This is a genomic window from Chryseobacterium sp. PMSZPI (assembly GCF_002835665.1).
Taxonomy (GTDB): Bacteria; Bacteroidota; Bacteroidia; order Flavobacteriales; family Weeksellaceae; genus Chryseobacterium.
The window spans coordinates 1-21762 of record NZ_PIZV01000069.1 but is presented as its reverse complement, the minus strand read 5'-3'; the positions used below and the strand labels follow the sequence as shown (position 1 = coordinate 21762).

The following is a 21762-nucleotide window of genomic DNA, read 5'->3' as shown; positions in this document are numbered from 1 at the left end:
ACCCTATTCTGTGAGAATTATAAAATAATGACAAAAAAGATTTATCTTTGCACCAGAAAATTATGACAATACAAAGAGCACATATCAATGTAAATCTATGCGATAGCCCTTCACCAAAAGGATTATTCGGATATGAATGTATGATATGGAATGAGGTAAAATGTGCTGACTTTGGAAATTATTTACTGTAAACTCGTAAAAATTTAATCAAAATACTGCAGAAACGCCTCGATTTTTCGAGGCGTTTTTTGTTTTTTAGGTCAGAAATTATTTAGAATGAAAAAAAATAACCATAAACATGAAAATTTTTTAATCAACAATGAAACTTTAATACAATAAAATAGAGTGATAAGCAACCCGATGAGAGACAGTCATTTAGGTCATTAAGATATCTGCGAAATATCGCGGACAGAAATCTCTCATGCTGAATTTCATGTGTAATTAATTGATTTTCAGATTATTATAATTAAAATTTATTTGCAGGTCTCAAAAATTCATATTTACTTTGCAACCGAAAATTGAAAGCAACAGGTTTTCAGGATTCAATCAAAAATAATGTAAAAGCAAAACAAAAATAAAATGAAACAATTACATCACATATTCAATCAATATTCAAGACTGTTCGGACAGGAGCCGGCAGGAGCTGTGTGTATTTTTGATCGTGAAATTGTGGATAAAAGGTGCTTATATACGTGGGTCAGTTAATGATCTTTTACGTTAAAAATAGTTGAGCGCCTCCCAAAAAGAGGCGCTTTTTATTTTTTATGGTTTCTTTAGCTTATTTGGTAAAGCGCCGGTCTGTGGAACCGGAGAACAGGGTTCGATCCCCGAAGATACCCAAAGTATATAATCTTATAGCTCAATTGGATAGAGCATCGGTTTACGGCACCGAAGGTTGAAGGTTCGAGTCCTTCTAAGATTACTACGGCTCCGTAGCTCAATTGGACAGAGCATGGGTTTTCTAAACCCAGGGTTAGAGGTTCGAATCCTTTCGGAGTCACAAAAAGGTCTATTGAGGTAATGGCTAACCTGCCCGACTGTCTCTTGGGCACTGCGAGTTCGATTCTCGCATAGACCGCGAAGATTCATGGAAAAATTCAATTCCGACTGTCTCTTGGAAAAGAGTTTTGAAGTGAGTCTTAAAACTGGAAAGATAACGGTGGTTGTTTACCCGTCTTGGACGCGGGAGGTCATAGGTTCGAATCCTATTTTCCAGACGAAAAAAATGAATAAGTCAATGGTGAATCTTGCTTTGCAAGTGAATTTGAAAATTGACCACCAAGCGGATTGGCCATTCACTATTCATCAATTAAAATGATTTCGTAGCTCAAGTGGTTAGAGTGTCGGTCTGATACACCGGAGGTTGAAGGTTCGAGTCCTTCCGAAATTACAAAATGATTCTGTAGCTCAATGGTAGAACACCGGTCTGTTAAACTGGAAGTTGAAAGTTCGGGTCTTTCCGGAATCACAGATAACTAAATGTTAATTGTTTCAGGGGAAAAATAAAAGTTTGTTGAGAGCATAAGATCTTTATACCAAACACAAAAATACAGACAAGCTTTTTTCTTTCTCAATATAACAGTTAGAAGTTATTGCAAATATGATTAATAAAATTTTAGGTAGAAATATAAGTCTGTCCAGCGCAGAAGTTCAAACAAAAAAAATTGGATAGACTTTGTTTTTTGAATAATAGGCATTAAAAATTACTCATTAGCCATTGCTTATTACTCATATTAAACCTGATGGTTCGCCGAAGTGGAAGAGTCGGGGCGGTCTGCAAAACCGTTGTGTAAACTGAGTGGGTTTGAATCCCATAACCATCTCAATGTAAAGCTGAAATTGGGAGTGTTACAACATCATTCATCAATGATAGCTGAAAAAATATCCTTTATTAAGAAAAGAAAACGTCTGTCGAGCGCAGAAGATCTTTAAGCCAAAACACAAAATACAGACAGGCTTTTCTTTTTTAATGATGAATAGTGAGCAATAAGTAATTAATAATAGGAGCGTAGTTTTTATCATTACTCATCATCAATTACTCATTACTCATAAAAAACCGCTGATAATGTAATGGCAGCATGCAGGAAATGTACTCTTGTTGTTTAGGTTCGATTCCTGGTCAGTTGGTCAAAAAAGAGAAAATATTAAATGCTCAATATAATTTTCGAAAGAAAGGCTTGTCAAGCGTAGAAGTTCTTTTTGTTAAGCAAATTTAAAGACAAGCTTATTCTTTTTTTAAATGAATATAGGCAATCAGTAATGAATAATAGAAAAGTAGTTTTCATTATTACTCATTACTTATAATTATAAGAACGCTCTATTCGTCTAACGGTAAGGACGTCTGCCTTTCGAGCAGAAAATAAGGGTTCGATTCCCTTATAGAGTACTGGATGTGAATAACTGGTCAATCTTGAATTGATAATAATACCATGAAAGTTCAAATGAATGATACATTGGCCAGTTACCATTCACATAAAATAAAGAAAAGAGAAAAGGGCTGTCGAGAGCAGAAGATCTTTATTAGCCAAATATGAAATATAGGCAGCCTTTATGATGAATAATGAGCAATAAGTAATGAATGATAGAAAAGTAGTTATCATTAGTACCCATCACTCATTACTCATTACTTATAAAATAGGGAAGAGTGGTGTACTTGGTGTGCACATTAGTCTGAAAAACTAAGGGTACAGGTTCAATTCCTGTCTGTTCCACAAACATGAATGATGAATAATGAGCAAGTAATGAATGATAGAAAAATAATTTTCATCATTACTCATTACCAATTACTTATTACTCATGAATTTAAATCTGATTCATAGTGTAATTGGCAGCACACAAGACTTTGACTCTTGTTGTTCAGGTTCGAGTCCTGATGAATCAACAATAGGAATTAGAAACGAGAAGCCGGAAAATGGCTACCGGAAGATCAATTATCAATAATCATTTATCAATTAAAGTATGTAGAAAAAATGGAAACGCAACAACAAACATGGCAGAATATGAATGGAAAAATTTTCCAGCACTCTATCACACAGCTGGTAGAAGAAGCCATTATTCGCGAACAGGCAAACGGACATCGTCTGAAAGTATGTGTGGGATCAGATTCCCATGTATACGGAGAAGCTATTAATTATGCTACGGCAGTAGTATTTATTCGTGAGGGAAAAGGAGCGTTTACCTTTATCAGAAAAGAAAGAGAAATACAGAATATCAGTATCAAAGAACGAATGCTGAATGAGGTCAACAAATCCGTAGAAATCGCTTATGCCATTTGTTCTATTCTGGAAACTTATGATGTGGAAATGGAGGTACACGCAGACATTAATACCGACCCTGACTTTAAATCCAATGTAGCGTTAAAAGATGCTATGGGATACATTCTGGGAATGGGGTATGTGTTTAAAGCAAAACCTTTTGCATTCGCAAGTTCTAATTGTGCTGATGTGATGGTTTAAAATAGTTGGAAGAGGGGAAGTTTATAGCAATACAATACTAAATTATCGCTCTCTGGCTTCCCAACTTCCATCCTTAAAAATATACAATGAAAATGATAAAAAGATTATTATTTCTGGATGATATAAGATATCCTATTGAAGCATATCAGTATACCAAACAGGATGTTTTCCTTAGAAATGACTGGCATATCGTTCGAAAGTATGAGCAGTTTGTCAACTGGATTTTAGAAAAAGGACTTCCGGAAATGATTTCTTTTGACCATGACCTTGCAGATGAATATTATCTGAAATTGGATCCTCAGAAATGTGTTGAAAAAACAGGATACGATTGTGCAAAATGGCTGATAGAATACTGTATGGATAATAATATAGATTTACCAAAATTCTATTGTCATTCCATGAATCCTGTGGGAAAAGAGAATATTGAGAGCCTTTTAAAAAACTTTAAAAAACAAAAAAAATGATTTTCAAAACATATAACTCAATAGAAAATGCTTACCAAGCCCGTATTATCGAGCAGATTAGGTTACAGGGATTTGGAGATGAGATTTTCATTGTGCAGGAGAAAGTTCATGGGGCTAATTTCTCTTTCTTTACCAACGGTAAGGAAATTAAAATAGCAAAGAGGACTTCTTTTATAGAAAAAGACGAAAAGTTTTTCAATGCACATCAGATATTGGAACGTTACAGGAAAAATGTTATTAAAGCGTTTCATAAAGTTAAAAAATCCTATCCAAATGTTGAAAACATAATTATTTACGGTGAATTGTTCGGCGGTGGTTACAAGCATAAAGAAGTAGAACCGGTAAAAGATGCTGTGAGGGTACAAGCAGGTATTGAATATGCTCCTTACAACGAATTTTATGCTTTCGACATTAAATTGAATGGAATCACCTATTTGGATACAGATATGATCAATTCAATTTTTGAAGAAACCGGATTTTTTTATGCTAAAACATTATTCCAAGGTACTTTGGAGGAAGCTTTGAAGTTTCCGAATGTTTTCAATTCTAAAATTCCGACATGGTTAGGATTACCGGAAATGAACAATATGTGTGAAGGTACCATCATCAAAACTTTGAAAACTAAATACTTTGGAAACGGTGCAAGGGTCATTCTGAAAAATAAGAATGAAAAGTGGATCGAGAAATCCAAAATGGTTAAAAAGCAGGAGAGAACAACGCAAAAACACATTTGTTTCAGTGATAAAGCTCAAAATATTTGGGATGAAATTCAAAAATACGTGACTGAAAACCGATTGAATAATGTGTTGAGTAAAGTTGGTGAATTCGAACCTAAAATGAAAGGAAAGGTTATTGGTCTTTTTGCTCAGGATATTTTTGAAGATTTTGGAAAAGATTTTCCGGAAGCTTTTAAAACCATCGAAAAAGAAGAACAAAAAAGAATCAATAAGAAGCTGAATACTTTAGTTATTGATTGTATTAAAGAAGAGTTGATGACTCTTAAAAGCTAGTTTCGGTGATTTTTATCGAAACTTTTTTCATGTAAAAGTCTGACTGAAAAGTCAAATGATTGCATTAAACAACAAAATGTAAAAACAAATGAAAACAACAGAAAATATATTAATAGTAGACCTGGAAGCGACATGTTGGGAAAACCGGCCGCCAAGAGGACAGGAAAGTGAGATCATTGAGATTGGGGTTTGTATTATGAATGCAAAGACCGGTAAGATCTCCAAGAATGAAGGAATATTGGTGAAACCCCGGCATTCAAAGGTGAGTCCATTTTGTACGGAACTTACTACGCTTACACAGAATATGCTGGATCATGAAGGAATTATGCTGGACGATGCTTTTGATATCCTGCGGGCAGAGTACGATTCCGAAGAACTTACATGGGCAAGCTACGGAAACTATGATTTGAATATGTTACAGAATCAGGCCCGAAGATTCTATACAGATTATCCGATGAGTGACGACCATATTAATGTAAAAACATTATTTGGAGAAATTCATCCTACAATCAGAAAAAGTGTCGGAATGAACAGAGCTTTAGGTGAACTCGGAATGACACTGGAAGGTACCCATCACAGAGGTGTGGATGATGCAAAAAATATTGCGAAAATTCTCCACTGGTGCCTGAAAAACTATTAGAATGAACTCATTCATTAGCCTTGAGAGGCTGCCTCAAAAGTGTCATTCTGAACACAGACTGAAGGTCTGCGAACGAAGTTCTGAAATGCAGTGAAGAATCTCATATAATTTGGTTGTCAAAGAGATTCTTCCTTCGTCAGAATGACAAAAGCCAAATTATTTGGCTTTTGAGGAGACAGCCTCTTTTTTATGATAGATCCGGAAATCAGAACAATATTATTGTTATTTTCTTTGCCCAATATTTTGCAGGCTAAATTGACTTCCCCAGTTTTAATTGTCTCCATTTTATTTATTAAAAAGAACTTCTTCCAATGGTAACAACCTTGAATCCTCAATAGCAGCAGTTCTGTGTCCCGTAATTTTCATATAGTCTTCGTTTTGCTCGAAACTAAAAAAATCATTAACACTGTTTTGTTTGATCAACATACAAATATCCCAGCATTCATCCTCCGGGCCTATCAGAAATTGATCTCCTTTTCCAATAAATAAAATTTCTCCTCCATTTGCTTTTAAAAAAGGTTCTGCTTCTTTGATATAGATAAAGTAAGCCTCTCTACCGCTAATTGGCTCTTTAGGTTTCAAATCAGGGTGTTTAGAATAATCCGCTTCTTTTTTTAATCTTATTAAATTGAGGTTTACAATGCTGCCCTCTATCTTTTTCTGAAATAGATGTTTTCCGGCCTCAAAAGTGGGAGATAAATATTTTTCCGACATATGTTTTAATATAATTCAGTTTCAATGGTAGAAATAAAAGCTTGCTCCGCTTTTAATATTTCCTGACGCTCATTGATGTATTTATTTTCCTGTGGTTCAAGGATGACAGCAAAATCAAAACTAAAAACTTCAGCTCCATATTGGACCCAGTCTTTTTGTAATGATGTATTATGGGTAAATAGTCCACTGTTTAATAAAAACTTCATTTTGTTAACCAATGCTTCCAAATTTAGAGATCCTTGAATATACTGTTTCCCATTGATGTTATTCTTTAGAGAAAGAACTCCCATCGTTATTTTATGATTTTTAGCTTTTTCTCTGAGCTCTTGTTTTAATGTATTTTTCATTGTTCAATTATTGTATGTTTCCACCTAATTCGAATAAGAGGTCGCTCACTGTTTTTAAAGATTTACTTTTTTTAGAAGAAAGAATTTCCTTGGCGATATTTTCGGCTGTTACTTTAGCTTCTTCAAATACTTTCTTTCCGCTTGGTGTAATCACCACGTAGCTTACTCTTGCATCCCTCTCATTCGTTTCTCTTGAAACAAGCCCTATCTTTTCCAAAGGGTTTAATAAACGGGTTACTCCTGAGGCGGTGAGCCCTATTTTTTCGGCCAGATCAATTCTACGCATTTTACTATCGGAAGATGTATTGAGGATATAGAGAATCACAAAGTCATTGAATCCCAGCCCATGTACGCTCAAAGAATCAAACTTTCTTGCAATTACCGATTGCAGTTTGTTAATGTTGATTAAAAATAGTAATTCAGAATTTATCATTGAAAAGTATTTGATTTGTTAAGTAATTTTACTTTGCAAATATATGTATTTTAATGAATTGTGGTTTTTTAATTTTAACATTTTTTATAATTTTTGAACAGGTGCCTGTTTTCGATGCTTTTATAGGAGTAAATAACAGAGATTAGAAATACAGTAAAGTGTAAAGCAAAAGAAAGAGGAAAAATCTGATATATTTTTTCATTTGTTTCATATTTCTAAAGACAGAGATTTTTTATTGTTTAGTTAAATTAAGTGTCAGAAGTACTTTCATTAACTTAATATTTTGTTAAAAAATTCACTTTTTAGGGATAATTCACTGCCTGTCAATCAATTTTTGTTATTTTAGCCGAAAGGAATGAATTGGTACTTATTGACAAGGAGTTGTAATTGATAATCTGAACTATAAAATCTTCGAAATATTTCATTATTTAAAGAAATATTATCCAACAGATAGAAAGAAATTGTTGCTCTTTTACAAAACGTATTATAAAGAATGGGAATGAAAAAATAACCTGAGAAAATTATTTACCAAATTGAAAACAAATGAAAGAAAGACTTTATGAGATCCTTAATGAGGAAAAAACACATGAGATAATCCCTTTTTTGAAGCAACTTAGCGCGGAAGAAAGAAAAGCCCTGGTCCCTACAATTAAGAAAATGAATCGGGAGATAAGTAAGATTGTAATGACTAAAAATTCTTACCATACTGCCGGCTCTACAGAGCAACATAGCATTATTGATATCGCTTCATTTGTATGTATGGATCAGAAAACCTTTGGAAAAAATTACTGGAGTCTTTTCCGTAATATTGATCAAACGGAACAGATATTAGAATGGGGGTGCCCGGTTTGGTTTTCTGACTTTATCAACGACTCCGTAGAAGCAGAATTTACAGCTTTTAATTATCAACATATTTTAGGATGGACAAAAAAAGGTTATGTACAGCCTAAACCTGAATTGTTGGGACATCATCTAAGTAACTATCCCTCAGACCTGGATCAAAATCCTGAAACCTTAAAAACTCACTTTTGGTATTTATGTGAATACCCATCCAAATCGCTGCCTTTTCGTAAAGAATGGCTTCCGTTGGTTCAAAAGCTGGTCTTAGAACAAAAGATTGAAAGAAAAAGATTCCTGAAAGAATGTCTTCTGGCATCCAACAGAAATTTTAATAAAAACGTAACAGGATGGTTTATGGACTCATTTACAGCCCTAAAACCAACTGATGAAGAATTGATTGATCTGCAGAATGAATTATTAGCGGGTTTAACATCAGCACAATCAAAAGCGGTCAATACAATATTGGGACATCTGAAGAAGATTGTATCAAATCCTGCATTTAAAAGCAATGAATTTTCACATTATCTCCCTAATTTATTAAGCTCAGAGATAAAAACAGTAGTGGTCTCCAGTTTGATACTGACAGAGAAAATTTTCCAAAAGAAAAAAGTAGACCCGGAAATGCTGGGAGTTGCTTTAACGAGCGCCTTTGTAAGTAAAGATGACGGCATACAGTCTAAAACAGCAAAGATCATACTGAAATATATTGCTGCTTCTGAAAATATGAGAGAGGCACTTGCCCATTATTCTGAAAATATATTAACGAATGTCCGACCACTTTTGGCAAAATATATAGAAGAGAATCAATATGAACTGGAAGAAGACATTATCATCGAAAGATTATCTTTAATTACAAATGAAAATCAGATTAAAGAACCGGAAAGTTTTGAAGATCTGATGTTTTTGCTTCCTATAGCAATAGAAAATCCAGGTACCTATTATTATGATATTGCTTTGGCAGGACTTATCCGTTTTGCTCATGAAGCCAATACGGAATCTGTAAAATTAATGGAGCCTGTATTTCAGAAAGCCTGTAAAACCATTGCAAGATGGGAAGTTCCTTATTTTAATGTTTTACTATGCAATCTGATCATCAATTATGGATTAAGTTTATTGGAAAAATTTCCAATACAACTGAAAAATATTGAGAAGATATATCAAAAAACTTGTGAAGACGAAGCAACAAGAGAAGTTTATTCCAATTATCATAAAAAAATAGGTCCCATAAAAAACATTGGAGTGGAAAATCTGGCAATGACTGTCTTTAAAGAAATTGCAATAGATGTTTACCATAAAATACAATCGGGAGATCAGATTCCGTTATTATCAACGATGACCCATTCTCCTTGTTGGATAGCTCCTTTCAAACTGATAGAAAGATTGGAGATTTATCAAAATAAAAAAATAGAACCTAATAGCTTAGATGTTCAATTGGCGCTTCAACGTTGTGCATTGGAGAATACTTCCGAAGTATTGAAACAGGTTGAAAGAAGATTAAAAGGAGAATATAAAGAACTCTTGTTATTCTTTTTTAATAAAAATGCTTCACCAAAAGGAAAAATTGAACATCCTTCATGGTGGATGACAGCCGGAATTACGCGTTCTCCGGAAATCGGGTTTAAAGAATTTGAAGGACTGGGATATGATCATATTCCTAAAGAATTCTTTTCAGGGATTTATAACTGGAAAACGATTGATAGTAAAAAGAACTCATATTATCCCGTTGAACTGAGCATTGCCATCCCCAAATATCATCTTGAAAAAAGAAAAAATAAACTGTTTCTAGAATACTTCATAGCTGAGCAAAAAAGCTTTTCGGAAATCCCTGCCTTTATGGGAAGTTTCCCTAATACCCCGGCAAATGTTTTGGCTAAAGTTACTAAAACATGTTTGTTCTATTCCGGAATAGCAGAGGTATATGAACGAAATCTGGTTTTGAAAACAGCACAATTCCTTTACCAAATTAAAAGACCGCTGAATGAAATGGGATACCTGTTTTTAGGCACTATTTTTCTGGACGGTGACAAAACCATCAGAGGGATTGCTGCAGAAATCTGGCTTGAAAAGGTTTCTCATCAAATGATAGATAATGTGCAATTGGGGAAAGTAGTGGGAAACCATGAAAAATTAGAATGGGCACCTATCAAAAGATTAACAGATCTCATCCAGCATCACATGCTGAACATCAGTAAGAATCATAATCAGGCATTAGAATGCTTGATATCAAATATACTGCTTCAAATGGAAAGTCCTGTTACCAATTTGAAAAAATTGCTGGAAGTCTATCATGAGGTTCTGGCTCTAAACCAATCTCAAGTCAATGGAGAAGTAAAGGACAAACTAAATAACTGGAAAGAAAACTCGAGTCTGAAAAAAATCTGCAATCTCCTCCTTAAGAAATAAATTATGGAAGATACACTTACTTACAATTATTCACGGTCATCATCGTTAGAGAAAAAAGATGATCTGGAAGAGCTGTTTCTTGCGAAGTGCAGTGAGATACAGAAGAATACTGATGTTCCTTGTTTCTTCTGGGGAAATGTAGATCAGCCCTTTATTCTGGCACGATGCTTGATTGCGCTCTCAAATATCGTAAAATCTAATTTTAGCTTGTCACCATTTCAAATGGCCCAGCTTAAAGATCCTATCGTAACAGCTGGAAATCAAAGGTTACGTTTCGAAGGGTTCTCTCATTGTGCAGGTGTCTATGCCAGAGTGGATGTGTTGCCGGAAGGCTTGGATGGAGAGTTTTTAGAGAACGGAACAACCAATATAGATTTTAACCAGCCCATGATAACCGCTTTGGGATGTATCCGTCCCAATGAAAAGATTATGCTTTCTGTAGGAGAAAAAGAAGTTGGTTTATATAAAGGAGAAGAAAAAGTGGTAGAAAGAAAGGTTCCGTTGCCTGTGAAATGGATTAAGGGGCTTGGGACTGTTCAAATCTATTTGTCAGAATCACAAAAGGTACATACATTCAATAGAATTCAGACTCAGCAACTATTCCGAGGGATGCCTAAAGGAGTAGTAAAGTCTGATTATTATTTGATTGTAAGAGGAAATAAGCCGATATTTTCTCCTGTCAAATCAACAGATGCCGTTTGTATCGGAGGTCTTCATAGACTTCGCTTGTTGGAACCTCTTTTACCTTATATTGATCATGTGCAGGTTTTTTCACATCCTAACATGAAATCAACAACATGGCAATTAAGTTTAGGGCATATAAGGTTTAGTTTCTCTTTGTCAAGAGAAAGTTGGAGAGGCTTTTCCGGAGAAGGAGCCATTCTGGAAACTTTATCGGCAGATATACCGGATGAATGGGTGGATGCTTTAGATAAATATGCTTATGCCAATCAATCCTTTACTTCTACAATATTGGCTTTGGAGGAAAATATCGGATTGAAAAAAATAGATAATCTCACAGGAAGACTGGCTGCCATGGGGTTACTAGGATATGATCTGGATAATAATGAATTTTTCTACCGTAGGTTACCTTTTAAGCTCAATCGTATTTTGAGTTTAAATCCCCGTATGAAAAATGCAGAAAAGCTGATTGAAGAAGGTAAAATTCAAATTTTAAGCAATAATAAAGAAAGAACAGAAGCCAGAGTGGAAGGTACAGGAGTACATCACACCGTCATTGTTGAAGAAGACAAGGAACGCTGTACCTGCGAATGGTTTGGTAAATATCAGGGTGATAGAGGACCATGCAAACATATTTTGGCAGTAAAGAAACTGATCAATATTTAATTAAAATAAAACGTTGCCTCACCAATCAAATTATTTGACTTATGAGGCAACGTTTTTTCATTATTGTTTTTGCTGTATCCATTCATCATAAGTAAGAACTCCCAATTCAGGTTTTCCTTCGCCTTCCAGAATAGAGATAAATTCAAGTTGGTTGCCGTCGGGGTCGTTAAAATAAATAGCCAACGCAGGCATCCAGGCAAATACCATAGGTTGAATGCTGCCGTTTTTTAAAAAGTTATAAGGTTTTAAATCTTTCTTTTCTAAAAATTCTACGGAATAATTCAGGATATCTTCTAGAGTGCTGGTAAATGCAAAATGTCTGGTTTGAAGGTTTTCTTTTTGTTCCCACAACCCAAGCATAAATTCCTTTTTCTGACCAATCCATAGAAATGCAATAGGCCTAGTTTTATCTCTATGAGCCAATTTCAATCCCAATACTTTCGTATAAAATTGAATGGCATTTTCCAAATTGCTTACCTGAACATGCGTTTCATATAATCCTTTAATCATAGCTCTGATTTTATTGAAAACAAAGCTATAAAACAGTAACCTGAAATTCTGAAAATATCAATTTCTTTATTGAAAATGAATAATAGAAGGATTTTATCAGGCAAAGTGAAGCAATCCCATCGTTTTTTTGTCATCATTTCCTTTTTTATGAAGAAGGTTGGTAGACTATTTACCGGTTTTTTTTATTGTATCTTCAAGTTCTTCTTCAAAAATGCTTTTCCATTTTGCAAGAGTAGTTCTGCTTATTTTGTATTTTCTAGACATATAACTGGTAGAATGCCCATGCTTCTTTTGATATTCAAGAAGTTTAAGCATTGTTTTTTTATCATATGTTTTGAGTTTTTGGTTTTCCTTGGATTGTTTAAAAAGCTTTTCATTAAACTTCAATACATCTTCGCTGGTATGAAGCTTTTCCAGAAACTCCTTGATTTTGGGATCTTTTAATTTCTCAGGGTGTTCCATCCTAAGCATATCCAGGTAAATCTTTTTATAATTGGGACGCATGTCGTATCTTTTATCCGTTAGTAGTATCACTTTTTTGAAGCCACCTGTGGAGCGTGCTTTTAGGAATAGAGTATTCTTTGATGACTTCACTTTGCGTCATTTCACCAGACAGAACTCTTTTCATGATAAACTCTTTAATTTCCTGAGTGTAAATGTTTTTTCTGAAATAAGGAATTTTTTCAGATTTCTGTTGATTTTTATTAACTGCCGCCGGCGGAGCATATAAAATTAAATGTGAACTATAAAGTCTGAAAAAGTCATATTCTAATAACTTACTCCATCTCAGAAGAAGATCAGCATCTATTGATTTACTGTTATACATCCTTTCGACAGCTTCTTCATCTCTGCCCAGAAATTTGCATATTCTTTCGATGGTTATTTCATTTTCATCAACCCTCTCCTTAATAAATTTTCCAATATGAATCTCTTTATATAACATTTTTGTTGAATATTATCTTTTGTTAAACTGCTTATGCATTCAAAAGAAAAATAGGTAATATATATTGTTGCTTGAGGAAATATAAGCTGAAATCTCAGGTCATTTATGAACAATCAAAAATGATTAAAAGAATGTATAATGTTAAAAGGATGTATTTATTGTCGCTTTAATTTATTGATATATTCCTTATTTCCATTTGGTTTACCAATTCTTCATCTATTTCAAACTTCTTTTTTTCTACCATTTGTGTAAATAATATATAACCTATTAAAGTTCTTTCATGCGATCTCTTTATTCTAAGCTTTTATATATTGCTTTACTGAGTAGGCTTATTGACAGTCAGTATTTTATGGGTTTTGGCTTCCAATAAGCAATAAATAATCCGCTTTATGAGTTTCAAATTTAAACAAAAAATTATAAGTTGTAGTGTGAATAATCATAAAAAAGTTGCATAATGAACAAATTTTAAATAGAATTAACATAATATGTAAACAGATGTGTGAATTATTATAACCCGTAATTTCATGAAAAAAGATAAGAAAGAAAAATTGTATACCATCGAGTAAGTATATAACTTTGCTGTTCAATGAAAAATTCCATTAGCTTATTCGATTTTTCGAAGAAAATAAATTATAAAAATGAGTTATTGGCTGGCTTTACCGTTGCCATGACCATGATTCCTGAATCTCTTTCATTTGCTATTCTTGCAGGGCTTTCGCCGCTTACAGGGCTTTATGCAGCCTGTTTAATGGGATTGGTGACAGCTATTTTAGGAGGCCGTCCCGGTATGGTTTCCGGGGGAGCAGGAGCTACCATCGTTGTATTAATTGCATTGATCAAATCTCATGGAATTGAATATCTTTTTGCTACTGTAGCATTGGCCGGAATTCTTCAAATATTGGTAGGTGCTTTTAAGCTTGGGAAATTTGTCAGACTTATTCCACAGCCGGTTATGTACGGTTTTTTGAATGGGTTAGCCATTATTATTTTTATGGCACAGATTGAACAGTTTAAGATTACAGATACCAATGGGGTTGTAAGTTGGCTTCAGGGAGTTCCTTTATACATCATGGGAGGTTTAACTGCTCTGACAATTGCCATTGTTTATTTCTTCCCAAAAATTACGAAAACAATCCCTGCATCGTTGGCTGCTATCATTGTAGTGTTTGCTGTGGTAATGGGATTTAATATTCATACAAAGACCGTAGCGGATATTGCCCATATTAGTGGGAGTCTGCCAAGTTTTCATATTCCGGGTATTCCTTTTTCATTGGAAACTTTACAAATTATCTTTCCATATGCTTTAATTATGGCAGGAGTTGGTTTGATTGAGTCTCTTTTAACCCTTTCTATGGTAGATGAAATCACTAATTCTAAGGGAAATGCAAATAGAGAATCAGTAGCTCAAGGAGTTGCTAACATTACTAATGGATTCTTTGGAGGAATGGGAGGTTGTGCGATGGTTGCCCAAACATTGGTGAATCTTAATGCAGGATCAAGAGCCAGATTATCAGGGATTATTGCTGCCATGATGATTTTGATGATTATTTTGTTTGGCGCTCCTGTGATAGAAAAAATTCCGATGGCGGCACTGGTAGGAGTTATGATGATGGTGGCTATAAGCACATTTCAATGGGTTTCTATAAGAATTGTGAATAAAATGCCTAAGTCCGATATATTTGTAGGCATTACCGTTGCTTTAATAACTGTGGTACTTCATAATCTGGCATTGGCAGTTTTGATCGGAGTGATTATTTCTGCTCTGGTTTTTGCATGGGATAATGCAAAAAGAATCCGTGCAAAAAAGCATATTGATGAAAACGGGGTAAAACATTATCAGATATATGGACCTCTATTCTTCGGTTCTGTAGCAACATTTACAGAAAAATTCGATTCAATAAATGATCCGGACGAAGTGATTATAGATTTTAAAGAAAGCCGAATTGTTGATATGAGTGCTATTGATGCTTTAGATAAATTATCAAAGAAATACAAACAACAAAATAAGATCGTATACCTTCGTCATTTGAGCGAAGATTGTCGCAAAATGTTAAAAAATGCAGAAGCCATAGTAGAAGTGAATATTCAGGAAGATCCAACCTATAAAGTAATGCCTGAAAAATAAGGGAAATGGGGAGTGTAAGCACTCAGAATGAATTTTGCTTCACCGGTAAATATTTGTATCTTGTACAATTATTTCTTTGATCATATAATAACACAATTTACACAACTTCACGTGGAAAAACATAATATTTTAGACATGCATCCCGGTCTGGTCTGGGGATTTGGGATAACAGTTGTTATCATGTTGCTTTTGGATCTAGGGGTTTTTAATAAAAAAAGTCATGAAGTTTCATCCAAAGAGGCCACCATCTGGAGCATTGTTTGGATCTCCCTGTCTATGATCTTTTCAGGAGTAGTGTATTGGGCCTTCAATACAGATGGGACACCCGAAAGTCATGCTGTAGCTATAGAAAAATTTACACAATACCAAGCTGCGTATTGGATTGAAAAAGCACTTTCTGTAGATAATTTATTTGTGTTTATCCTGGTTTTCGGTTTCTTTAAAGTACCGAAAGTTCTTCATCATAAAGTTCTTTTCTGGGGAATTATTGGAGCATTGATCTTTAGGGCAATCTTTATTTTTGCAGGAGTAGGACTTATCAATCTAACCTATCTTCCTGAAATGAATGTTTTTGGAACACCTGTTAAAATTAATGTTGTGATGACATTGTTCGGTTTATTCCTTGTATATGCAGGAATTAAATCTTGGGGTGGTGGTAATGATGATGAAGATGAAGATTATAGCAATACAGCAGGGGCCAGACTTATTAAGAGTTTCTGGAAGGTTTCGGATAAATATGATGGAGATAAGTTTTTCACCATTCAGAATGGAATTAAAATGGCCACTCCGCTTTTAGTGGTAGTAGGGGTCATAGAATTTACAGATGTTCTTTTTGCTGTAGATTCCATTCCTGCGATCTTTGCGATTTCTGATGATCCGTTTATCCTTTATACATCGAATATTTTTGCTATTTTAGGATTAAGATCATTGTATTTTCTATTGGCTAATTTTATTTATATGTTCAGCAAACTTCCGTACGGATTGGCTGTAATCCTGACTTTTATTGGAATTAAAATGCTTATTGCCCCTTGGTATCATATCCCGTCTCCGGTTTCATTAGGAATTGTTGGAGGAGTACTGATCATCTCTGTCCTTGTCTCTATCATGTTTCCGGAAGAGAAAGAAAATATAAAAGAAAAATAAAAGTTTTGAAAATATTTGAATGGCCCTTAAGACTCTAATCTTAGGGGTTATTATTTTTATTAACTTCCTTTTCCATGCAAAAGTTTATTGATCTTTCTTCTCGTCTGTATTGATACTTTATAAGCTTCATCGCGCAATTTTTGTATTTTTCCTACAGGTTGAAAAATCAGTTTACTTTCAAAAGGATTAAAAGAAAGCGTTTCATTACTACAGCTGCGCGGGTCTAATAACGAGTCTTTATCGATTCTTACTTCACCAATTTTAATGTAAGGTGAATTTTTCCATTCCACATTAAGTTTGTTGATGGGCTGATCCTTCAAGTCATAACAGAATTGAATGAAAACATCGGCAGAAAAATCGTTTGTCTGAAAATAATTTTTCAACGTCTTTTTTATATTCTGCTTTTTACCGATATTTTTATCTACGAATTTAGGCCCTAATTTAATTTTGATCATATGATCTCCAAGACGATAAGCTCCCACAGAATAATAATCAAATGAAAGGATAAAATCATTCTTTTTACGAATCAATTGTAAAATGTTTTTTAGAAAAGAGCCCGATAAAACCGAAGGAATTGTTTTAATCAGCTGAACAATGATAGAAAATAAACCACTCCCTTTTTTGAGGTAAGATCGATTAACTGCTGTAAATAATTTCAGAAACGTGGATACGGAATTAATTGGAAACAAAGGGAAATTGGCAAGTGGAAAATTAGCTAACAATCCTCCCTTTTCATCTTTGATTTGCACGGCAAAACCATAAGCAGGAATATCTTTTCGAGTATTTTTAATTTTTAATTGGGCATTGGAAAGCCTAATAATAAGATCAAATTTTTCCTGATCAAAAAATGGTTGCAATGACTCCGGAATACTGTGATTAACCCAAAATACACCTTTTGCAATAGCATAAGTTGTAGCATGAGCATTCCGTGTAGCATAATTGACATCGCTTATAGAAGAAGATTGTTCAACGAAATCTGCTATAGACTTTTTATTGATTTCTAATAGCTTTTTCTCCTCTTCATTAAGTTCGTCGAACTTCTTATTATATTTTAATGGATTTGGCATTCAGTTTTTAAATTCAATTATAACGCCAAGTTTTGAAATCTGTGTTAACGGAGTATTACAATTGTTTGAATTTTAATTTAGCTGAAATCTAGTATTTAAAGAAAATCTATAATTTTATTATAAAGACTGTTTAAATTGTTTTGCTTTTTGCACCACAAATGATTTTGTAAACTTCATTATAATCTTCGAAATAAACACATTGGCTTCCTAATCATTACTTTGCTTTCTAATTTCAAATAGTGTTTTGTTTTGCCACGAATGACTCTAATGTACGCGAATTTTTTATATTTAAAATCATTATCATCTGCAAAATCAGCGTTTTATGTGAGAGAAATAGACACATTAACTTTCAAAATCATATGTCTTAGCCTCAATCCAAAAAGCATTATCTTTGTAAAAAAATAAAATTATGGGAGTAGCAGATATGTTATTTAAACGTAAAAAAGAATTGGCAGAAAAGAACCTGAAAGATGGTAAAGAATATATGGAAGAATATGGTAAGAGAGAAAGTGTTGTACAATTACCAAGCGGCTTGCAATATGAAATTATTACAGAAGGAGATGGGGCAAAACCAGGACCTAAATCTACTGTAAAATGCCATTATCACGGAACTACCATTTCCGGAAAAGTTTTCGATAGCTCTGTAAAAAGAGGTACACCGGCATCTTTTCCGTTAAACAGAGTGATTGCAGGATGGACGGAAGCTCTTCAGCTAATGCCTGTAGGAAGCAAATGGAGATTAATTATTCCTCCACATTTAGCATATGGAGATCAACAGATAAGCAAAGAAATAGGACCAAACAGTACCCTTGTTTTTGAAGTAGAATTGTTGGATATAAAATAATATCAACTTAAAAATAGATTAAAAATTTACCTGAATTCAGGTAAATTTTTTTATTTGTATTATATTCGTATGGATGAATTGTAAAGATAATTGGTGTCTCCGATTATTAATAATTTACAATACTCCGGCCCTTGCACAAAATATGACTGAATGAAAAAATTCTTTTATCTTTTCACTGTTTTGAGTTTAATGACATCCTGTGTTTCTAAGAAGAATCAGGTCATTCAACAGAATATATTAACCCTTAAAGACAGTTATTGTAAAGCTCCCTTCAAATATAATTACAACAATAAGCTTCCGTCTTATAATTCAGATTCTATTTTAACGGCGAATAAAGACATTAAAGGAATGTTTACAGATCAAAGTATTTTGATTTTAAATGCTTTGAATAATCTTGATGATGTTCATAAAATTATTGAACTTAAAAAAGATTCTTCATTACAATCTCAGGTAAAGGTTTTGCAACTTAAAACGAAGATCAACAGTAGAATTACGATTGCTTTAACGGAGTTGGATGCCGTAGCTGCAGAATTTGATTGTGAAGGAGAGAGGGTAGCGCAAATTGGAAACTATGTGGATAACCTTAATTCATCCAGAAACAATAAACTTATTTTATATTCAATTATTGCAGGTGCCGCATCTTCTATTGCAGGGGGTATTGTGAAAAGTGACGGTTGGGACAACGCCATTGGGATTACGGGAGGAGTTTTAGGAGCCGGATTAGGATTGGCAACTCTCAACCCGAAAGGAAAAAAAGTAGAGTTTATCCATCAGAGAAATCTTTTAAGAGATATCTGGAGAGAAAAACTTGAGTCTCCTAATTTTCCACCATTTATTTGGTATATGTATACGGAGAAAAAGTTTTCAAACAGAGAAGAACGTTCTATTATCGGAAATATGAAATTAAGATGGCTGCATTATCAGTTTGATGATAATAAAACTGCAGCAGATCAATCGGTTATTTTTAGTGATGGAGGATATTATAGGGCAGATGATCTTCATAATCGCGCGGCAATGCTTAATCAGATGCAATCTGCAACCCGTACCATCAATCAAAATATTAATTATTTGCTTTTGGATTTGGATAAATTAATACTTTAAGAAAAATTTAACTGTAATAAAATTTGTTACATTTTAAAATTTGTCTATCTTTGCCATGTAATTATCATGAACAATACAAGATTTGCTACGGCAATACATATAATGACATTATTAGCAAAAAGTCCTCAGGAGTGGCTCACTTCTGAATGGATTGCAGGTAGCATTAATGTAAATCCGGTGATTGTCCGAAAAGAAATTGGCGTATTGAGAGCTGCAGGACTTATTGCCAGCAGACAAGGTAAAGAAGGAGGAAGCCAGCTTGCAAAAAATGCGGAAACAATCACAATATCTGAGATTTATAAAGCCGTAAAAAATACAGAAGTATTGGGAAAGAAAAATCAAAATCCAAACCCGGATTGTAGTGTAGGAAAGGAAATTAATAATCATTTAAATACATTATTTGAAGAAACGGATCAATTGGTTGTTAACTTTTTAGGAGATAAGTCATTACAGGAATTTACTGACCAGTTTGACTAAAATTTTTTAATTATAAATGTAACAAAAGTTATTACAGTTTAAAAATAAAACATTATGAAAAAAGTAGCAGTAATCGGTGCAACCGGATTTGTAGGTGCACATATTGTAACTGAATTAGCAGACAGAGGCTATGCTGTAGAGGCATTAGTAAGAGATGCATCGAAGGTAAAAACACAAGAGAATGTAACAGCAAAAAGCGTTGATGTGAACAATGTAAACGAACTGGCAGATGCTTTAAAAGGAAGTGATGCAGTAATCAGTGCTTTCAATGCCGGTTGGACGAACCCTAATCTTTACCATGACTTTTTGAATGGTTCAGAAAACATTCAGAAAGCTGTAGAAGAAGCAGGGGTAAAAAGACTGATTGTTGTCGGTGGGGCAGGAAGTCTTTATACCCCGGATAATGTACAAATCGTAGATACTCCTGATTTTCCGGATGCCTATAAACCGGGGGCAACAGCAGCAAGAGATTATTTAAACAAAATCAAAGAAAATAATACGTTAGATTGGACTTTCTTTAGTCCTGCTATAGAAATGAATCAGGCAAACGTAGGAGAAAGAACAGGAAAATACAGAACTTCACTAGAAACGCCTGTATTTGATGAAAATGGAAGAAGCCGTCTTTCAGTAGAGGATGTAGCGGTAGTTTTGGTGGACGAACTAGAACAGAATAATCATATCCGTGAACGTTTTACAGCAGCATATTAAATTTAAAAGAACAAAAATGGTAAAAAAGAAAATATTATTATTGATGACACTATTGGGTTTTTTGAACATAGTATGGGCAGGAAACCTGAAAGTAAAAGTATATAATCCCGGAACTAAGGCTATTTTTCCTATTACTTCTACCATTATTTATGGAGATAAGGACGCGATGCTTGTGGATTCTCAATTTCAAAAACAGTATGCAGAACAATTGGTCAAAGAAATAAAAGCAACCGGGAAAAACCTGAAAACAGTTTTTATTTCCCATAGTGATCCTGATTTTTATTTTGGATTGGATGTGATCAAAAAGGCATTCCCCAATGTGAAAATTATTTCAACAGCTCAAACTGCTTATCTTATATCTGTTTCGAAAGACGATAAGCTGGCTGTATGGAAGCCTCAATTGAAAACAGATGCTCCTTCAGAAATTATTGTTCCGGATGCGGTTACAGCAATTCCTGATCTTGAAGGAAATAAAATTGAGATCAATCAGAATCCTGAAGATCCTGCGCACAGCTTTCTTTGGATTCCGTCTTTAAAAACCATAACCGGAGGAATTTCTGTCTCAATAGGTTCTCACCTTTGGCTGGCAGATACGCAAAATGTAAAAGCTATTGATCAATGGATCGGGCAAATTGATGCTATGAAGGCTTTACAACCAACAACAGTGATTTCTTCTCACTTTGCAGAACAATCTTTGTCCCCTCAATCTCTTGATTTTGTTAAAAATTATCTTGAAAACTATAAAAAAGCAGTGACTGAAAATTCAACAACACCTGCTATTGTAGATTTCATGGTCAAAAAATATCCTAACCTTCCGGGGAAAGATGAACTTGAGATGGGAGTAAAAGTTTTTCGCGGAGAAATGGAATGGGATTTAAAATCACCTTACCCTGCAATTGGTAGAAAAGTGGAAGTCGATTTCGGAGCGGTGAAATTCCGTTTAGATTTTAAAGATAACAAAACAATGACATTTATCGGAACGGCCGGAAGTTCAAAGAATAGCACAGATACTGTAGAATATACAGCAGTAGAAGTGGCAAAAAATGTCTTTATGGTGTATTGGCATGAGCCTCATCTGGGCTTTAATGTAACCCATATTCAGGATTATAATAAATGACTAGTCCTAAATAAGCGTTACAGATTAATAGGATAAAATTATTAATAAATTATAAGATAGTTGTCGGTTTATTT

At 34.1% G+C, this 21762-nt stretch carries 21 protein-coding genes and 11 tRNA genes; 25 read left to right on the top strand and 7 right to left on the bottom strand.

All coding sequences use genetic code 11. The annotated features are described in order from the left end of the window. The first annotated feature begins 62 nt into the window (after positions 1–62). The 16 genes from CW752_RS13645 to CW752_RS13580 all read left to right on the top strand — a co-directional run bounded on the left by CW752_RS13645 (position 63) and on the right by CW752_RS13580 (position 5569). Entirely contained in the window at positions 63–191 is a 129-nt protein-coding gene (locus tag CW752_RS13645) for a penicillin-binding protein (RefSeq protein WP_101240253.1), read from the top strand. 575 nt (positions 192–766) lie between these two features. Continuing rightward, positions 767–839 (top strand) — tRNA-His (locus CW752_RS13640). Positions 840–848: 9 nt separating this feature from the next. Then, positions 849–922 (top strand) — tRNA-Arg (locus tag CW752_RS13635). A 4-nt stretch (positions 923–926) separates the two neighbouring features. Further along, a tRNA-Arg gene (locus CW752_RS13630) sits at positions 927–1000 on the top strand. Positions 1001–1006: 6 nt separating this feature from the next. Further along, positions 1007–1078, top strand: a tRNA-Asp gene (locus tag CW752_RS16775). A gap of 67 nt (positions 1079–1145) precedes the next feature. Beyond that, positions 1146–1217 (top strand) — tRNA-Pro (locus CW752_RS16770). Positions 1218–1316: 99 nt separating this feature from the next. Then, positions 1317–1390: transfer RNA gene (locus CW752_RS13620), tRNA-Ile, on the top strand. Between the two features lie 6 nt (positions 1391–1396). Next, positions 1397–1468 (top strand) — tRNA-Asn (locus CW752_RS13615). 273 nt (positions 1469–1741) lie between these two features. Continuing rightward, a tRNA-Cys gene (locus CW752_RS16765) sits at positions 1742–1823 on the top strand. A 491-nt stretch (positions 1824–2314) separates the two neighbouring features. After that, positions 2315–2386, top strand: a tRNA-Glu gene (locus tag CW752_RS13610). Between the two features lie 252 nt (positions 2387–2638). Further along, positions 2639–2711: transfer RNA gene (locus tag CW752_RS13605), tRNA-Phe, on the top strand. A gap of 98 nt (positions 2712–2809) precedes the next feature. Beyond that, a tRNA-Gln gene (locus CW752_RS13600) sits at positions 2810–2881 on the top strand. A gap of 88 nt (positions 2882–2969) precedes the next feature. Further along, positions 2970–3455 (top strand): ribonuclease H-like YkuK family protein, encoded by a 486-nt coding sequence (locus CW752_RS13595; RefSeq protein ID WP_101240251.1) that lies wholly within the window; start codon positions 2970–2972, stop codon positions 3453–3455. An 86-nt stretch (positions 3456–3541) separates the two neighbouring features. Beyond that, the gene (locus CW752_RS13590; protein WP_101240250.1) at positions 3542–3919 is read left to right on the top strand and encodes a cyclic-phosphate processing receiver domain-containing protein; all 378 of its coding nucleotides are present in this window, start codon (positions 3542–3544) and stop codon (positions 3917–3919) included. Next, complete coding sequence (locus tag CW752_RS13585; RefSeq protein WP_101240249.1) at positions 3916–4929, top strand: RNA ligase, Rnl2 family; 1014 nt, start codon at positions 3916–3918, stop codon at positions 4927–4929. The genes CW752_RS13590 and CW752_RS13585 overlap by 4 nt, the downstream gene beginning before the upstream one ends. An 88-nt stretch (positions 4930–5017) precedes the next feature. Further along, positions 5018–5569: a 3'-5' exonuclease gene (locus CW752_RS13580; RefSeq protein WP_101240248.1), complete on the top strand. Its 552-nt coding sequence runs from the start codon at positions 5018–5020 to the stop codon at positions 5567–5569. A gap of 285 nt (positions 5570–5854) precedes the next feature. On the opposite strand, the gene CW752_RS13575 is transcribed toward CW752_RS13580, so the two are convergent. From CW752_RS13575 to CW752_RS13565, 3 genes are read right to left on the bottom strand one after another with little or no spacing between them, the layout of a single operon-like run. Then, the gene (locus CW752_RS13575) at positions 5855–6283 is read right to left on the bottom strand and encodes a DUF1330 domain-containing protein (RefSeq protein WP_101240247.1); all 429 of its coding nucleotides are present in this window, start codon (positions 6281–6283) and stop codon (positions 5855–5857) included. Positions 6284–6288: 5 nt separating this feature from the next. Beyond that, positions 6289–6630 (bottom strand): GIY-YIG nuclease family protein, encoded by a 342-nt coding sequence (locus CW752_RS13570; RefSeq protein WP_101240246.1) that lies wholly within the window; start codon positions 6628–6630, stop codon positions 6289–6291. Between the two features lie 7 nt (positions 6631–6637). Then, positions 6638–7063, bottom strand: coding sequence for a MarR family winged helix-turn-helix transcriptional regulator (locus CW752_RS13565; RefSeq protein ID WP_101240245.1), 426 nt, complete (start codon positions 7061–7063; stop codon positions 6638–6640). A gap of 543 nt (positions 7064–7606) precedes the next feature. Here CW752_RS13565 and CW752_RS13560 point away from each other — a divergent pair. Both CW752_RS13560 and CW752_RS13555 read left to right on the top strand, forming a co-directional pair. After that, positions 7607–10306 carry a DUF6493 family protein gene (locus CW752_RS13560; RefSeq protein ID WP_101240244.1) on the top strand — a complete coding sequence of 900 codons (2700 nt, stop codon included), beginning with the start codon at positions 7607–7609 and terminating at the stop codon, positions 10304–10306. Positions 10307–10309: 3 nt separating this feature from the next. Next, positions 10310–11653 (top strand): SWIM zinc finger family protein, encoded by a 1344-nt coding sequence (locus tag CW752_RS13555; protein ID WP_101240243.1) that lies wholly within the window; start codon positions 10310–10312, stop codon positions 11651–11653. A gap of 60 nt (positions 11654–11713) precedes the next feature. Here the strand turns inward: CW752_RS13555 and CW752_RS13550 are convergent, their stop codons facing one another. The 3 genes from CW752_RS13550 to CW752_RS13540 form a co-directional block, all read right to left on the bottom strand. Beyond that, positions 11714–12163: a VOC family protein gene (locus CW752_RS13550; protein ID WP_101240242.1), complete on the bottom strand. Its 450-nt coding sequence runs from the start codon at positions 12161–12163 to the stop codon at positions 11714–11716. Positions 12164–12328: 165 nt separating this feature from the next. Then, a complete protein-coding gene (locus CW752_RS13545) occupies positions 12329–12697 on the bottom strand; it encodes a helix-turn-helix domain-containing protein (protein ID WP_228401774.1) in 369 nt (122 codons plus the stop codon). Continuing rightward, complete coding sequence (locus CW752_RS13540) at positions 12678–13106, bottom strand: helix-turn-helix domain-containing protein (RefSeq protein ID WP_101240240.1); 429 nt, start codon at positions 13104–13106, stop codon at positions 12678–12680. Before CW752_RS13540 ends, CW752_RS13545 begins: the two co-directional genes overlap by 20 nt. Positions 13107–13692: 586 nt before the next feature. Here CW752_RS13540 and CW752_RS13535 point away from each other — a divergent pair. Both CW752_RS13535 and CW752_RS13530 read left to right on the top strand, forming a co-directional pair. Next, positions 13693–15231: a SulP family inorganic anion transporter gene (locus CW752_RS13535; RefSeq protein ID WP_101240239.1), complete on the top strand. Its 1539-nt coding sequence runs from the start codon at positions 13693–13695 to the stop codon at positions 15229–15231. A 135-nt stretch (positions 15232–15366) separates the two neighbouring features. After that, positions 15367–16374 carry a TerC family protein gene (locus tag CW752_RS13530; RefSeq protein WP_101240238.1) on the top strand — a complete coding sequence of 336 codons (1008 nt, stop codon included), beginning with the start codon at positions 15367–15369 and terminating at the stop codon, positions 16372–16374. Between the two features lie 59 nt (positions 16375–16433). Here CW752_RS13530 and CW752_RS13525 read toward each other — a convergent pair whose 3' ends face one another. After that, complete coding sequence (locus CW752_RS13525) at positions 16434–17441, bottom strand: catalase (protein ID WP_101240237.1); 1008 nt, start codon at positions 17439–17441, stop codon at positions 16434–16436. Between the two features lie 409 nt (positions 17442–17850). Here CW752_RS13525 and CW752_RS13520 point away from each other — a divergent pair, with 409 nt between their 5' ends. The 5 genes from CW752_RS13520 (at position 17851) to CW752_RS13500 (ending at position 21688) form a co-directional block, all read left to right on the top strand. Further along, positions 17851–18285, top strand: a complete 435-nt coding sequence (locus tag CW752_RS13520; protein WP_101240236.1) for an FKBP-type peptidyl-prolyl cis-trans isomerase — start codon at positions 17851–17853, stop codon at positions 18283–18285. A 150-nt stretch (positions 18286–18435) separates the two neighbouring features. Next, a complete protein-coding gene (locus CW752_RS13515; RefSeq protein ID WP_101240235.1) occupies positions 18436–19386 on the top strand; it encodes a hypothetical protein in 951 nt (316 codons plus the stop codon). Positions 19387–19452: 66 nt separating this feature from the next. Continuing rightward, positions 19453–19863, top strand: coding sequence for an Rrf2 family transcriptional regulator (locus CW752_RS13510; RefSeq protein WP_101240234.1), 411 nt, complete (start codon positions 19453–19455; stop codon positions 19861–19863). Between the two features lie 54 nt (positions 19864–19917). After that, complete coding sequence (locus tag CW752_RS13505) at positions 19918–20571, top strand: NAD(P)-dependent oxidoreductase (RefSeq protein WP_101240233.1); 654 nt, start codon at positions 19918–19920, stop codon at positions 20569–20571. A gap of 16 nt (positions 20572–20587) precedes the next feature. Next, positions 20588–21688 (top strand): MBL fold metallo-hydrolase, encoded by a 1101-nt coding sequence (locus tag CW752_RS13500; protein WP_101240270.1) that lies wholly within the window; start codon positions 20588–20590, stop codon positions 21686–21688. The last annotated feature ends 74 nt before the right edge of the window (positions 21689–21762 follow it).

Excerpts from the sequence above, each read along its gene's own strand:
- CW752_RS13645 (WP_101240253.1), top strand. The coding sequence starts at position 63 with ATGACAATACAAAGAGCACATATCAATGTAAATCTATGCGATAGCCCT.
- CW752_RS13595 (WP_101240251.1), top strand. The coding sequence starts at position 2,970 with ATGGAAACGCAACAACAAACATGGCAGAATATGAATGGAAAAATTTTC.
- CW752_RS13590 (WP_101240250.1), top strand. The coding sequence starts at position 3,542 with ATGAAAATGATAAAAAGATTATTATTTCTGGATGATATAAGATATCCT.
- CW752_RS13585 (WP_101240249.1), top strand. The coding sequence starts at position 3,916 with ATGATTTTCAAAACATATAACTCAATAGAAAATGCTTACCAAGCCCGT.
- CW752_RS13580 (WP_101240248.1), top strand. The coding sequence starts at position 5,018 with ATGAAAACAACAGAAAATATATTAATAGTAGACCTGGAAGCGACATGT.
- CW752_RS13575 (WP_101240247.1), bottom strand. The coding sequence starts at position 6,283 with ATGTCGGAAAAATATTTATCTCCCACTTTTGAGGCCGGAAAACATCTA.
- CW752_RS13570 (WP_101240246.1), bottom strand. The coding sequence starts at position 6,630 with ATGAAAAATACATTAAAACAAGAGCTCAGAGAAAAAGCTAAAAATCAT.
- CW752_RS13565 (WP_101240245.1), bottom strand. The coding sequence starts at position 7,063 with ATGATAAATTCTGAATTACTATTTTTAATCAACATTAACAAACTGCAA.
- CW752_RS13560 (WP_101240244.1), top strand. The coding sequence starts at position 7,607 with ATGAAAGAAAGACTTTATGAGATCCTTAATGAGGAAAAAACACATGAG.
- CW752_RS13555 (WP_101240243.1), top strand. The coding sequence starts at position 10,310 with ATGGAAGATACACTTACTTACAATTATTCACGGTCATCATCGTTAGAG.
- CW752_RS13550 (WP_101240242.1), bottom strand. The coding sequence starts at position 12,163 with ATGATTAAAGGATTATATGAAACGCATGTTCAGGTAAGCAATTTGGAA.
- CW752_RS13540 (WP_101240240.1), bottom strand. The coding sequence starts at position 13,106 with ATGTTATATAAAGAGATTCATATTGGAAAATTTATTAAGGAGAGGGTT.
- CW752_RS13535 (WP_101240239.1), top strand. The coding sequence starts at position 13,693 with ATGAAAAATTCCATTAGCTTATTCGATTTTTCGAAGAAAATAAATTAT.
- CW752_RS13530 (WP_101240238.1), top strand. The coding sequence starts at position 15,367 with ATGCATCCCGGTCTGGTCTGGGGATTTGGGATAACAGTTGTTATCATG.
- CW752_RS13525 (WP_101240237.1), bottom strand. The coding sequence starts at position 17,441 with ATGCCAAATCCATTAAAATATAATAAGAAGTTCGACGAACTTAATGAA.
- CW752_RS13520 (WP_101240236.1), top strand. The coding sequence starts at position 17,851 with ATGGGAGTAGCAGATATGTTATTTAAACGTAAAAAAGAATTGGCAGAA.
- CW752_RS13515 (WP_101240235.1), top strand. The coding sequence starts at position 18,436 with ATGAAAAAATTCTTTTATCTTTTCACTGTTTTGAGTTTAATGACATCC.
- CW752_RS13510 (WP_101240234.1), top strand. The coding sequence starts at position 19,453 with ATGAACAATACAAGATTTGCTACGGCAATACATATAATGACATTATTA.
- CW752_RS13505 (WP_101240233.1), top strand. The coding sequence starts at position 19,918 with ATGAAAAAAGTAGCAGTAATCGGTGCAACCGGATTTGTAGGTGCACAT.
- CW752_RS13500 (WP_101240270.1), top strand. The coding sequence starts at position 20,588 with ATGGTAAAAAAGAAAATATTATTATTGATGACACTATTGGGTTTTTTG.